This is a genomic window from Rhodococcus sp. ARC_M5 (assembly GCF_022810405.1).
Lineage (GTDB): Bacteria > Actinomycetota > Actinomycetes > Mycobacteriales > Mycobacteriaceae > Rhodococcoides > Rhodococcoides navarretei.
On record NZ_JALGQE010000030.1, the window covers coordinates 1 to 12,995 of the forward strand.

Sequence of the window (12,995 nt, forward strand, 5' to 3'; positions counted from 1 at the left end):
CCGTCACGCCACTGCTACGCAGTGACCAGAACGCCATCCGAACCTGATGAGAGAAACCCGGGTGAACCATCGCAAACATCCCTAATGATCAGGCACGTTGCAACCACCGCTCGAATCCGCCCGTAGTGGGCTACGAAGTTCCGCTCACATGCGGCGCAGCCGCTCTCAATGCCCGACGACGACCGCACCTTCGGGAGCTGAGGGCAATGGCCCCTTCTTCAGGAGCGTGGCCGAGAGCACCGCGCCGAGGAGGAAGATTCCCGACGCCCACCAGAAGGTGGTGGTGTAGCTCGCGATTTCAGCGTTGGCCTGCAGCAGAGCCGCATCGGTTGCCGTTGCCATGTTGGAGCTGACATAGCCGGTCGCCGCGTTGGCCGCCACGGTGCTGAGCAGCGCCGTACCGATCGAGCCACCCACCTGCTGCATCGTGTTCACGGTCGCGGACGCGACGCCGGAGTCGTCCGGGTCGACTCCCGAGATCGCGCCCTGCATGGCCGGTGCCATGGTGGCACCGAGGCCGAGTCCCATGATGACCAGGCCGGGCAGAATGTGCGTGACGTAGCTGCTGTCGATGGAGATCTGCGTCAGCAGTGCCATGCCGATCGAGGCCACGACCAGGCCGGTCGTCATGAGGATGCGGGGTCCGAAGCGGGGGAGGATCAGCGCCGTCGACAGCGTCGCGGTGAGGATCAGAGCCGCGATCATCGGCATGAACGCGAACCCGGTGGTGATCGGGGTGTACTTCAGCGTGTTCTGCAGGTAATAGGTCAGGAACAGGAACACCGCGAACATGCCTGCGCCGGTGACGAATACGGCGAGGAACGATCCTGCACGGGTGCGGTTCAGGACGATCCGCAACGGCAGCAGCGGGTGCTCGACGCGCATCTGGATGGTCACGAACACCGCGAGCAGAACGACACCTGCGGCGAGGAAGCCGAGGGTGACCGGGTTGCTCCAGCCGTCGGACTCGGCGTGAGCGAAGCCGTAGACGATGGAGAACAGCGCAGCGGAGACGGCGACCGTGCCGGGGATGTCGAGCTTGGGTCGGACGTCGACCTTGTGCTTGGCCAGGAACAGGAAGGCGCCGACGAAGGCGAGCGCAGCGAAGATCAGGTTGACGTACAGGCTCCAGCGCCAGTTGACCCATTCGGTGAGCATGCCGCCGAGAAGTAGGCCGAGTGCACCGCCGCCGCCGGCGATGGCACCGAAGATGCCGAATGCCTTGGCGCGTTCCTTCGTGTCGGTGAAGGTGGTGGCCAACAGCGAGAGTGCCGCGGGAGCGAGCAGTGCACCGAAGACGCCCTGACCGGCGCGGGCAGCGACGAGCATGCCGAAGTTGACGGCTGCTCCGCCCACTGCCGACATCAGCGCGAAGCCGACGAGTCCGATGAGGAAGGTGTTGCGCCGTCCGAAGAGGTCGCTGAGTCGTCCACCGAGCAGCAGCAGGCTGCCGAACGCGAGTGCGTACGAGGTGACGACCCAGGAACGGTCGGCATTGTCGAAGCCCAGGTCGAGTTGGGCGGCGGGGAGTGCAATGTTCACGATGGTCGCGTCGAGCACGACCATGAGCTGAGCCAGTCCGAGCGTCGCGAGAATCAGCCAACGATTCCGATGCGCACGTTCGTCGACCGCCATGGCAGTCGACGCGGCGTCGCCCACGTTCTCCGATGAAAGGGTGGTCATAGTGTCCTCGGTTCGACTATGCGGAGGTGTACCCTCCGGTTGTAGGGCCAAGGTAGCAGCTAAGTGGAGGAATGTCCTCCGCTTATCGGGTGAAACGGACATCGAATGAATGTGAGAGCGGACACAGCGGCATCGAAGCCCCTCCGGGCGGATGCCGAACGCAATCGACGTCGCATCGTGGATGCGGCCCGTGAGCTGTTCGCTTCGCGCGGTATCGACATCACGCTCGACGACGTCGCCGCCCACGCCAAGGTGGGCGTCGGCACCGTGTATCGCCGCTTCTCGTGCAAGGAAGAGCTCATCGACGGCGTCTTCGAGCAGCGCCTCGAGGGGATGCTCGCCAGTGCCGAACGCGCCATCGAAGCGGAGGATCCCTGGAGTGGCTTGGTGGGCTTTCTCTCGGACATATGCGAGGAAATGGCCTCCGACCGTGGCCTCGGCGATGTCGTTCTCGGGTCGGACGAGGGCTGCCGCGGCATCGCGGAGATGCGCCGACGTATCGATCCGTTCTTTGCGAAGATCGTCGATCGCGCCCTCGAATCCGGTCAGCTGCGTCCCGATGTCGCCGTCACCGATTTCTATCCGGTACTGGGCATGATCGGCTCGACCGTCGAATTCTCCAGCCATGTCGATCCCGCGAACTGGCGTCGGTACTTCACGGTCCTGCTCGACGGCCTTCGCGGTGATTCGGTGCCCAGGACGACGCTTCCGGGTCGTCCGTTCACCGACGACGAAGTGGACGTAGCAAAAGCAGCGATGCATCGCCGTCGGCGCTGATCGGGAGAATCCAAAACAGCCCTATGCCTTGTGTGATGCATCACGTAAGGTGCGTCACGATAAGTGCTACACGGGGTAGCGCTCACTTGATGACAAGTGATCGACGTTGGGGGTTTTCAGGGTGCGGTACAAGCGTGTGTTCGGTTCGGCTGTGGCAGTAGCCGCAGTGTTCATCGGGGTGGCGGCACCGGCGTCGGCTGCTCCATCCACGGGTTCGACCGTCGAATCCGACTTCTACATTCCCCCGAGCCCGCTGCCCGCCGGTTCTCCCGGTGATGTGCTCCGGGCGGAGCCGTCGCATCTCGCACTCTCGGTGCCCGGAATCGGCGGGCCTCTGCCCGGTGCGGCAACGCGAATCATGTACCGCAGCAACGATTCCAACGGCGAAGCGAATGCCGTCACCGGAACCTACATCGATCCTGCCGCGCCGTGGACAGGGCCCGGCCCGCGTCCGCTCGTTGTCCTCGCCCCGGGAACCCAGGGTCAGGGTGACCAGTGCGCGCCGTCGAAGATGCTGAACAACGTCATCACCTACACCCCGCCGCTCGGCTTCATGGTCGAGTACGAGGTGCTCGCGGCGTATTCGCTTCTGTCCCAGGGCTATGGCGTCGTGATCACCGACTACGAGGGCCTCGGTACCCCCGGTGCGCACACCTACGTCAACCGCGCATCGGAGGCACACGCTGTGCTCGACGCGGCCCGCGCAGCCCAGAAGCTGCAGGGCACCAAGATTTCCGCGGACGGCCCGGTCGCTGCGTACGGCTACTCGCAGGGTGGTGGCGCAGCCGCTGCTGCAGCGGAACTCGCCGATGAGTACGCACCCGAGATGAACCTCGTCGGCACCTATGCCGGCGCACCTCCGGCAGATCTGAAGGCAACCCTCGAGCAGGTCGACGGCACCATCCTCACCGGTGTGATCGGCTACACCCTCAACGGTCTGCTCAACTCCGACCCCGGTCTACTGCCGATCGTCGACGAGAACATCAACGACGCAGGCAAGGCCATGCTGAATCTGGTCGCGAATCAGTGTGTCGGAGAGACGATTCTGAACGTCGGGCTGCATCGCACCAACGAGTACACCAAGACCGGCGAGCCGCTGTCGGTAGTGCTGGACAGATTGCCCGTTGCCCAGGAGATTCTGGCCAAGAACAAGATCGGTGAGCGGACGCCGAACGCGCCGGTACTGATTCAGTCCGGTACGTCCGACGACATCGTGCCGCACGGACAGGCCGTCGGACTGGCCGGTGACTGGTGCGGCAAGGGTGCCACCGTGCAGCTGAGCGCTGCGCAGGTTCCGGCCATCGTTCCGGGTTCCGGTGCCGGACATTTGATTCCGGACATCCTCGGCCTCGGCGAGGCGCAGAACTGGATCAAGGACCGCTTCTACGGAGTCCCGGCACCGTCCAACTGCTGATCGATGGAGCTACGGCCCGCGCGACTCAGCGCGGGCCGTACATGATCACCGCGACGCCGATCAACGCGATCGAGGACCCGGCGATGTCCCAGCGATCGGGCCGAAAGCCGTCGGCCACCATCGCCCACAGCAGGGATCCTGCAACGAACACCCCGCCGTATGCCGCCAGGATGCGACCGAAATTGGCGTCGGGCTGCAGCGTCGCCACGAAGCCGTAGGCACCGAGGGCGATCACACCCGCTCCCGCCCACAGCCACCCGCGATGCTCGCGAATGCCCTGCCACACCAGCCATGCCCCACCGATCTCGAACACGGCTGCCACCGCGAACAGCATGACCGACTTCACAATGTTCATGCGACAAAGGCTCCCACAGCGCCGACCGGGTGTAGAAGGATGCGATCGGGGGTACATGACCCCAGGCCCCGCATCGAGGGCCGAGTCGCTAGGGGTGAGTAGTACATGCGGGACAGTTACACGGAGACGCTGGAGTCGATGGCGTCGAAGCTGTCCGAAATGTCGAGAATTGCCGAAGAGGCAATGGCCGACGCCACCCGAGCATTGCTGACGGCCGATATCGTCCTGGCCGAGCGGACCATCGAATACCGCGAAGAGATCGACATACTCGCGGTCGAATGGGAGCACGGAGCCTTCGGCTTCCTGGCCCTGCAGGCACCCGTAGCTCACGATCTACGACGCGTCGTCTCCGGCATCAACATCGTCGCCGATCTACAGCGCATGGGCGGTCTGGCCGTGCACATCGCCGAACTTGCTCGTCGTCGCCATCCCGCACACGTACTGCCGCCCGAGGTCGAGGGCGTGTTCGAGCAGATGGGGCGAGTTGCCGTCGCGCAGGCCGAGGCGACGCAACGCGTCCTGGAAACCCGAGACGCCGAACTGGCCGACCAACTGCGAATCCAGGATCAGGAAATGGACGAACTGCACCGCAGCCTGTTCATGCTGACCTCCGCACCCGACTGGCCGCACGGCGTGCCGGCCGCAGTGGACATCACGCTGCTCGGGCGCTTCTACGAGCGATACTCCGACCACACGGTCGAGGTCGCCAAACGAGTCATCTTCCTGGTGACCGGCGGTCGCCCCACCGACGAGTCATAGTCTGCGCGAACGGCCCGAAGATGGCAGGATCGGCACGATGAAACGTGACGTCTCTGCGTACCTCGATGTCGACGTGACCGAGGCCAGCACCCTCGAGTTCCAGATCGCAATCGCACCGCATCCAGGAACCGATGTATGGGAAGCACTCTCTTTCACGCTCGACGGTCAGCCGATCGAGGCGCAGGAGATCAGCGGTGCTCACGGCACCCGCATCCACAAGATCAACGCCGGCGTCGGCAAGCTCGAGGCGTCGTACTCGGCGACCATCTACGGCAACACCGAGCCGGCTCCGGTCTCCGATTACGACCTCTCGCTGTACCTGCGACCCAGTCGATACTCCGAGGCGGACAAGTTCTTCGGTTTCGCAGCAACGGAATTCGGTTCCTACCCGCCGTCGGAGAAGCTGCTCGCCGAGGTCTCGTCCTGGGTCGGAGCGCGTCTGAGCTACGTACCGGGCAGCAGTGACCCCATCGACGGCGCGGTCGACACCCTCCTCGCCGGTGCCGGTGTGTGTCGCGATTACACCCACCTCGTGGTGGCCCTGCTTCGCGCGGTCAACGTCCCCGCTCGCCTGGTGGCGGTGTACGCACCGGGCTGCGATCCCATGGACTTCCACGCGGTCGCCGAAGCATTCGTCGAAGGCCAATGGCGAGTGGTGGACGCGACGTGCCTCGCACCTCGATCGACCCTGGTGCGCATCGCCACCGGACGCGACGCATCCGACACCGCCTTCCTCGACAACCACGGCGGATCGATCATCCTCAACAGCGCCGTCGTCGGAGCCGTAGTCGACGGCCCCTTGCCCTTCGACGACATCACTCAACTGGTGTCGATCACCTGACCTGCACGCTCCGCCCTGGCACCCGCCATCGCAGGCGTGGCAGGATCGATCGCATGTCTCGCACACTGCACCTCGTCGGCGATCCTGAGGCCGATGCACTGCTCGCCGAGGATCCGTTCGCATTACTGATCGGCATGCTGCTCGATCAGCAGGTACCGATGGAATCGGCGTTCGCAGGGCCGAAGAAGCTCGTCGATCGTCTCGGTGATCTGAAAGTGGATACCGTCGCCGATGCGGATCCGGACGAATTCGCAGCGTTGTGTGCGCAGACCCCGGCCGTTCATCGGTTCCCGGGCTCGATGGCCAAGCGCATCCAAGGTCTCGCGGCGTACCTGGTCGAGAACTACGACGGCAAGCCGCAGGAAATCTGGACCCGCGACGATCCCGACGGCGCCGAGGTGCTGAAGCGACTCAAAGCCCTTCCCGGCTACGGTGATCAGAAGGCCCGCATCTTTCTCGCGCTGCTCGGCAAGCAGATGGACGTCACGCCGGACGGGTGGCGCAAGGCCGCGGGAGCGTACGGCGACGACGGTGCGCGTCGATCCATCGCCGACGTGGTGGACGAGAAGTCGCTGCTCGAGGTGCGCGAGTTCAAGAAGGCAGCGAAAGCCGCAGCCAAGAACAAATAAGTCTGTCGGTGCCGGTCGTTACAGTGACCAGAACTTTCACCGGGGGGCGAGATGACCGAAAGTATCGGTACTCACGAGGGCTGGCTGGCGTCTCTCGACGAGGACGCACTGACCGATCTGCTGCACCGTCGGCCGGACGTGGCCACCGACCCGCCGCCGCGCTCGTTCGGCTTGCTCGCGCAGCTGCTCGGTGCCCCGGCTCGGGTGTCGATGCTGCCGCGTCGACTCGACAGCGGCTCGCTCGCTCTGCTCGAATTGTTCGCGCTCATGGGCGATCTGAGCCGAGCCGAGATCGGGCACTGGGCGAGTGAGGGATCGGTCAACGAGACGCCGCACATCGACGCGGCTCTTGCGACCCTGACGGCCCACGGATTGATCTGGCCGCACTCCTTGCCCGGTGCCGGCACCGTCGAATATTCACCCATCGATCTGTCCGGGGTGTTCTCGCATCCCTTCGGACTCGCTCGCAGGCAGCGAAAGCTGTTCCTACACTGCGCCGTCGAGCAGGACCGACTGGCTGTGCTGTCGAACCTCGGTATCGATCCGGCGCTCGAGCGAGGGGCGCGCGCAGACGCCGTTGCAGCCGCGATGACGCCCGAACGCATCAGGGCGCTGTTCGACGGCGGGTCGGAGGAGATGCGAGCGATGTTGTCTCGCTTCGTCGATGGCAAGCCGGTGTCACTGATCTTCGACATTCCATCGAGCGCGGGGACGCCTGCCTTCGAGCGGGGATTGCTGTATCGACTGGACGGGCACCGCGTCGAGATGCCGTTGGAGGTGAGCATCGCACTGCGAGGGGACGGGTGGCGCTTGCCCATCGACCTCACCCCACCGACCTTCGACACCCGCGTGCTCTCGCCCGACGAGGTGCAGCGCAGTCGTTCCATCGCCCTGCTGCAATTCTGCGAACACACGCAGGCGCTACTGACTGTCATCGACACCGACGGACTGACGATGATGAAGACCGGTGGCATCAGCGCCAAGGTGATTCGGTCGCTGACGAATCGTTTGGGCTTCGCCGACGAACACGACACCGCGTTGATGCTGATGCTGGCACGCGAAGCCGGGCTACTGGCCGAACGTGGCACGACCGGCGTCACGTTGACCTCGGCCTACGAGACATGGTCGACGAGCACCCGAGCCGAACAGGCAGCCACGTTGGTGGCCGCGTGGTGGAGTTCGCCGTTCACGCCGACCCACCGGGTGCCCCGTGCGTCCCAGAAGACCGTTCCGGCGCTCAAGAAGATGCTCGACGACCCCGCGGCAGCGGACCTGCGCGCGACGGCTCTGACAGCTCTGCTGCGGTACGAGGACGCCGACTCGCCGGCGACGGTTCTGCGTGATTCCGGGGAGTTCACCCAGTACCTCGACTGGCACATCCCGGTCGTCTCGACGACTGCCGGGCCCGGGCACGTGCACGCGCTGTGGCTGGAGGCCGGCCGACTCGGGATAGTGGCCGACGGTGCGCCCACCGATCTGTGCCGCACTCTCACCGAGTTCCCCGCGGGACGAGACGGTGATCCTGGCGAAATCCGTGCGGTTCTGACAGCTCAGCTGCAGGACATGGCCGTATGGGTTCCGTTCTCCGTTCGGCTGCTGCCCGATTCCACGGCGGTGGTCACCGGGCCACCCAGTACCGAGGTGGCGTCGATACTCGGCGCGGCCGCGCAACCCGAGTCGAGAGATGTCGCATCGGTGTGGCGGTTCACCCCGGCGAGCATCCGCGGATTCTTCGACACGGGCGGCACCGGCGAGGGGTTGATCGATGCGTTGACCGCGATGGCCGACACCGACGTTCCTCAGGCGCTGGCGTACACGATCCGAGATTGCTGGCGCACCTATGGCGCACTGGCTGTGCGCAGAATTCCCTGCGCGATCGTATCCGAGGACGTCGTCCTGCTGACGAGCATCGAGACCGACGGGTCCCTGGCCGTACTTCGGTTCGAGCGCCTCGCTCCCACCGTCCTGGTCAGTTCGGCCAAGCCGATCGACACCATCGCCGTGCTCCGCAGGCACGGATACTCCCCGGTGCGGCACTCCGACACCGGGCAACTCCAACTCGACAGCACAACGCGGATCCGCGCCGAGGCCTCCCGATCGACACATCGCGCAGTCCACTCGGCGCAGCACCGACGCGAACCACGCGAGCTCGCGCGGCTGCTGCTGGCCGGCACCAGCGGCAGCGTCGACGAGGCACGAGTGCGGTCTGCATTGGATCCTCTCAGCCGGCTGCTGCCGCGTGAGCTGGATCTGTTGGCCGACGCCGCGGCACGAGGCACACCCGTCTCGATCGACTATCAGAACTCCAAGGGAGCCATCGTGCGGCACGCGATCTCGGACGCGCTGCAGGACGGCCATTGGTTGTACGCGCTCTCGGAATCGACCGGGAGCCGCGAGAGCTTCGCGATCATGAACATCAGAGCGGTATCTGCCGGCCGACAATGACCGGCGATGCAACAGTGTCCGTGGTCGCCGGTACCCTTTCGGGCGTGGCCCTCTACCGGAAGTACCGTCCTGCGACGTTCGCCGAGGTCGTCGGTCAGGAGCACGTCACCGAGCCGATCAGCGTGGCGTTGGACAGCAACAGAATCAACCACGCCTACCTCTTCTCCGGGCCGCGTGGCTGCGGAAAGACCTCATCCGCGCGCATCCTCGCCCGATCGCTGAACTGCGCCGAGGGTCCGACGTCGACACCCTGCGGTGTGTGCAACTCCTGCGTCGCCCTCGCCCCCGGTGGACCGGGCAACTTCGACGTCGTCGAGATGGACGCAGCCAGCCACGGCGGCGTCGACGATGCCCGCGATCTGCGAGACAAGGCCGTGTACGCCCCGGCCGAATCGCGCTACGTCATCTTCATCATCGACGAGGCACACATGGTGACGCCGGCAGGCTTCAACGCGCTGCTCAAGGTCGTCGAGGAACCGCCCGAGCACCTCGTCTTCATCTTCGCGACCACCGAGCCCGAGAAGGTGCTCCCCACCATCCGCTCGCGTACTCACCACTATCCGTTCCGGCTGCTCGCGCCGTCGACGATGCGCGTGCTGCTGGAGAAGATCTGTGGACAGGAGCAGGTCCCGGTCGAGGATGCGGTCTACCCGCTGGTCATCCGCGCGGGCGGCGGTTCTCCCCGTGACTCGCTCAGCGTCATGGATCAGCTCCTGGCCGGAGCCGGGCCCGAGGGCGTCACCTACCCGCGGGCGCTGTCGCTCCTCGGCGTCACGGACGTCGCACTGATCGACGAAGCAGTCGACGCATTGGCCGCGGGCGACGGCGGCGCACTGTTCGGCACCGTCGACAAAGTGATGGACGCCGGCCACGACCCACGCCGCTTCGCCATCGACCTCCTCGATCGCATGCGAGATCTGATCCTGATGAAAGCCGTGCCCGACGCCGGGGAACGCGGTTTGGTCGACGTGCCGGGCGACGTACTCGAGCGACTGCGTGACGAGGCCGATCTGCTCGGCTCGGCCACATTGACTCGCTATGCCGAGATCGTGCACTCGGGACTCGGCGAGATGCGCGGTGCCACGGCCCCGCGTCTGCTGCTCGAAGTGATGTGCGCCCGCATGCTGCTGCCCTCGGCCTCCGACGCGGAATCAGCGGTACTGCAACGACTCGAACGCGTGGAACGTCGGCTCGATGTCACTCTCCCGGCGGGCGAGCAGGCTGCGGTCGCCCAGGCAGCCGCGGATCCGACGCGACCGCAGCTGCAACCTTCCGACGAGCCCGCACCGTCGGGCCCGGCGCCCGTGAACAAGTTCCAGCGACCGTCGCAACGCCCACCGGCTACGGAGCCGGCACCTGCCCCCGTTGCGCCCACACCTGCCCCCGTTGCGCCGGCACCGGCGGCCTCGGCTCCAGCACCGGCGGCCTCGGCTCCGACACCCGAGCCGGCTCCCACTCCCGAACCTGTTCCGACACCGGAGCCAGCTCCCACACCGGAGCCAGCTCCCACACCGGAGCCAGCTTCCACACCCGAACCCGTCGCAACGCCCGAGCCAACGCCTCAGCCGGCCCCGGTGTCCGAGCCGAAGCCGGAACTCGAATCGACTCCAGAGCCCGCACCGGAACCGGAACCGGAACCCGCTGCTGCGCAACAGGATTCGGCACCTGCCGCCTCGGTTTCCCACGAAGATTTTCCGCCGGAACCCGAGGACGATTACGGCCCAGAGCCGGAGCCCGTGTTCGAGCCGCAGCCGGACCCCGTGGCGGCCCCAGCCGCCGCGTCGAGCGAGCCCGACGCCGCCGCGGTTCGAGCGGTGTGGTCCGAGGTGCGCACGAAGGTACGAGAGCGGAGCCGGACCGTCGAGGTGATGCTCTCCGGGGCGTCGGTGCGCGCCGTCGAGAACGGCACCATCACGCTCGGCCACGATTCGGCACCGTTGGCCAAGCGGCTGGAGGAACCCCGCAACGCCGACGTCATTCGTGACGCTCTGCGGGACGTCTTCGGCGTGGAATGGTCGGTGGTGTGTCTGGTCGGTGCCGCGGCACCACCGGAACAGTCATCAGCAAAAAAAGATGAACCGGCAGCGAAACCCGCGTCGCTGCCGAAGTTCTCGAGGCCGAGCCAGGCAGGGGCTCCCCGTCCCACCTCGGACGGCTTCGGATCAGCGGGCGATGGATCCTCGGCGGGCATCGGAGCCGACGACATTCCGATGCCCGAAGCGCCGGACTACCCCGACGAGCCCGAGCCGGTAGGCCCACCACCCCCGGAGACCCCGGAGGACGAAGAAGAGCTGCTCAAGGCTGCGGCCGAACCGGCGGATCCTACGGTTCGCCGGGACCCGGAAACCGTCGCGATGGAGCTGCTGGTCAGCGAACTGGGAGCGGTACCGCTCAAAGAGACCTGATTCAGCCGACGGTGAGGTCCTCGTTGTCGGCGAATACCAACCGGCCACTGTCGAGTGCCACGGCCCAGCGCCTGGCCACTGCCCATTCCCTCGACGTGGTGTCGGGAGTCTGCACGCCGAAGTCTTCGACGATCGCTCCGGTTTCGTAGGCGTCCTGAGCGGACTTGTCATCGGCGTCGGGGGTGTGAATGCGTACTTTGACGCGAGCGCCCACGCTCAGTTCGTTGTCGGTTTCCATGGTCGGTCTTCTTCCAAGCTCGGTAGATCTGATCTTTGGGAGTGTCCCACGGGCAGGTCGTTCAAACCTGAACCGGAGCGTCGGGTCATGCACCACGCTCGTTTCGGTCCTTACGCCGGATCTTCTCGCGGCCCTACTCTGGCATGAGCTGAGGTCTGCCATGGCCTCGCACCGATGCGGTCGGCCGCGACGGCGACCGCGAGAAGATCGAGTATCTGGAAGGAACTGCGCGCTGTGACTACAGAGGCATTCATTTATGAAGCCATCAGGACTCCCCGAGGCAAAGGAAAGAACGGCTCCCTGCACTCGGTGAAGCCGATTTCCCTGGTGACCGGCCTGATCGACGAGCTTCGTCGACGTTTCCCCGACATGGACGAGAACCGGATCTCCGACCTCATCCTCGGAGTGGTCTCACCCGTCGGAGATCAGGGTGCGGACATCGCGCGCACGGCGGTGCTCGCTGCGAAGATGCCCGACACCGTCGGTGGCTTCCAGCTCAACCGCTTCTGCGCGTCCGGCCTCGAGGCCGTCAACCTGGCTGCGCAGAAGGTGCGCTCGGGTTGGGACGAGTTGGTCATCGCCGGTGGCGTCGAGTCGATGTCGCGCGTGCCGATGGGCAGTGACGGCGGCGCGTGGGCCATGGACCCCGTCACCAACTACGACACCTACTTCGCCCCGCAGGGCATCGGTGCCGATCTCATCGCGACGATCGAGGGGTTCAGCCGCGAAGACGTCGACGCGTATGCCGTGCAGTCCCAGGAGCGCGCCGCAGCGGCGTGGTCCGGTGGCTACTTCGCCAAGTCCGTCGTTCCGGTCACCGATCAGAACGGTCTGCTCATCCTCGATCAGGATGAGCACATGCGTCCGGGCAGCACCGTGGAATCGCTCGGCAAGCTGAACCCGGCCTTCACCGGTATCGCGGCCATGGGCGGGTTCGACGACGTCGCGCTGCAGAAGTACCACTGGGTCGAGAAGATCGATCACGTGCACACCGGCGGCAACAGCTCCGGCATCGTCGACGGCGCAGCACTCGTTCTCGTCGGCAGCGAGCAGGCCGGTAAGGACCTGAACCTGGTGCCGAGGGCGCGCATCGTCGCGACCGCCACCAGTGGTGCCGACACGACCATCATGCTGACCGGGCCCACCCCGGCGTCGAAGAAGGTTCTCGCGACCGCGGGCCTGACCGTCGACGACATCGATCTCTTCGAGCTCAACGAGGCGTTCGCCTCCGTGGTGCTGCGCTTCCAGAAGGATCTGAACATCCCGAACGAGAAGCTCAACGTCAACGGCGGTGCGATCGCCATGGGCCACCCGCTGGGAGCCACCGGAGCCATGATCACCGGCACCGTGCTCGACGAGCTCGAGCGCCGCGGCGGCCGATACGCGTTGATCACCCTGTGCATCGGCGGCGGCATGGGCGTCGCCACCATCATCGAGCGAGTCTGAGGT

General features: G+C 65.7%; 11 protein-coding genes. 8 read left to right on the forward strand and 3 right to left on the reverse strand.

Annotated elements, in window-relative coordinates; genetic code table 11:
* Window positions 1-165: 165 nt before the first annotated feature.
* On the reverse strand, window positions 166-1,683 hold the full coding sequence (locus MTX34_RS24895; RefSeq protein ID WP_374640469.1) for a DHA2 family efflux MFS transporter permease subunit: 1,518 nt from the start codon (window positions 1,681-1,683) through the stop codon (window positions 166-168).
* A 105-nt stretch (window positions 1,684-1,788) separates the two neighbouring features.
* On the opposite strand from MTX34_RS24895, the gene MTX34_RS24900 reads away from it, so the two are divergent.
* Both MTX34_RS24900 and MTX34_RS24905 read left to right on the forward strand, forming a co-directional pair.
* Window positions 1,789-2,460, forward strand: a complete 672-nt coding sequence (locus tag MTX34_RS24900) for a TetR/AcrR family transcriptional regulator (RefSeq protein WP_243611147.1) — start codon at window positions 1,789-1,791, stop codon at window positions 2,458-2,460.
* Between the two features lie 136 nt (window positions 2,461-2,596).
* Window positions 2,597-3,874 (forward strand): lipase family protein, encoded by a 1,278-nt coding sequence (locus MTX34_RS24905; protein WP_374640480.1) that lies wholly within the window; start codon window positions 2,597-2,599, stop codon window positions 3,872-3,874.
* A 25-nt stretch (window positions 3,875-3,899) separates the two neighbouring features.
* On the opposite strand, the gene MTX34_RS24910 is transcribed toward MTX34_RS24905, so the two are convergent.
* Window positions 3,900-4,229: a YnfA family protein gene (locus MTX34_RS24910; protein WP_094612013.1), complete on the reverse strand. Its 330-nt coding sequence runs from the start codon at window positions 4,227-4,229 to the stop codon at window positions 3,900-3,902.
* A gap of 105 nt (window positions 4,230-4,334) precedes the next feature.
* Between MTX34_RS24910 and phoU the strand changes: the two genes are divergently transcribed.
* From phoU to MTX34_RS24935, 5 genes are read left to right on the forward strand one after another with little or no spacing between them, the layout of a single operon-like run.
* Window positions 4,335-4,988, forward strand: a complete 654-nt coding sequence (gene phoU, locus MTX34_RS24915; RefSeq protein ID WP_243594260.1) for a phosphate signaling complex protein PhoU — start codon at window positions 4,335-4,337, stop codon at window positions 4,986-4,988.
* A gap of 37 nt (window positions 4,989-5,025) precedes the next feature.
* Window positions 5,026-5,829: a transglutaminase family protein gene (locus MTX34_RS24920; RefSeq protein WP_243594259.1), complete on the forward strand. Its 804-nt coding sequence runs from the start codon at window positions 5,026-5,028 to the stop codon at window positions 5,827-5,829.
* 53 nt (window positions 5,830-5,882) lie between these two features.
* Window positions 5,883-6,458, forward strand: coding sequence for an HhH-GPD-type base excision DNA repair protein (locus MTX34_RS24925; protein ID WP_243611149.1), 576 nt, complete (start codon window positions 5,883-5,885; stop codon window positions 6,456-6,458).
* Between the two features lie 51 nt (window positions 6,459-6,509).
* A complete protein-coding gene (locus MTX34_RS24930; protein WP_243611150.1) occupies window positions 6,510-8,903 on the forward strand; it encodes a helicase-associated domain-containing protein in 2,394 nt (797 codons plus the stop codon).
* Between the two features lie 44 nt (window positions 8,904-8,947).
* Window positions 8,948-11,308: a DNA polymerase III subunit gamma and tau gene (locus MTX34_RS24935; protein WP_243611151.1), complete on the forward strand. Its 2,361-nt coding sequence runs from the start codon at window positions 8,948-8,950 to the stop codon at window positions 11,306-11,308.
* Between the two features lies 1 nt (window position 11,309).
* Here MTX34_RS24935 and MTX34_RS24940 read toward each other — a convergent pair whose 3' ends face one another.
* Complete coding sequence (locus MTX34_RS24940) at window positions 11,310-11,546, reverse strand: hypothetical protein (protein WP_243611152.1); 237 nt, start codon at window positions 11,544-11,546, stop codon at window positions 11,310-11,312.
* Between the two features lie 234 nt (window positions 11,547-11,780).
* On the opposite strand from MTX34_RS24940, the gene MTX34_RS24945 reads away from it, so the two are divergent.
* Window positions 11,781-12,992 (forward strand): acetyl-CoA C-acetyltransferase, encoded by a 1,212-nt coding sequence (locus tag MTX34_RS24945; protein ID WP_032395308.1) that lies wholly within the window; start codon window positions 11,781-11,783, stop codon window positions 12,990-12,992.
* Window positions 12,993-12,995 lie beyond the last annotated feature (3 nt).

Coding starts and splice junctions, on each gene's coding strand:
- MTX34_RS24895 (WP_374640469.1), bottom strand. CDS start 1,683: ATGACCACCCTTTCATCGGAGAACGTGGGCGACGCCGCGTCGACTGCC.
- MTX34_RS24900 (WP_243611147.1), top strand. CDS start 1,789: ATGAATGTGAGAGCGGACACAGCGGCATCGAAGCCCCTCCGGGCGGAT.
- MTX34_RS24910 (WP_094612013.1), bottom strand. CDS start 4,229: ATGAACATTGTGAAGTCGGTCATGCTGTTCGCGGTGGCAGCCGTGTTC.
- phoU (WP_243594260.1), top strand. CDS start 4,335: ATGCGGGACAGTTACACGGAGACGCTGGAGTCGATGGCGTCGAAGCTG.
- MTX34_RS24920 (WP_243594259.1), top strand. CDS start 5,026: ATGAAACGTGACGTCTCTGCGTACCTCGATGTCGACGTGACCGAGGCC.
- MTX34_RS24925 (WP_243611149.1), top strand. CDS start 5,883: ATGTCTCGCACACTGCACCTCGTCGGCGATCCTGAGGCCGATGCACTG.
- MTX34_RS24930 (WP_243611150.1), top strand. CDS start 6,510: ATGACCGAAAGTATCGGTACTCACGAGGGCTGGCTGGCGTCTCTCGAC.
- MTX34_RS24940 (WP_243611152.1), bottom strand. CDS start 11,546: ATGGAAACCGACAACGAACTGAGCGTGGGCGCTCGCGTCAAAGTACGC.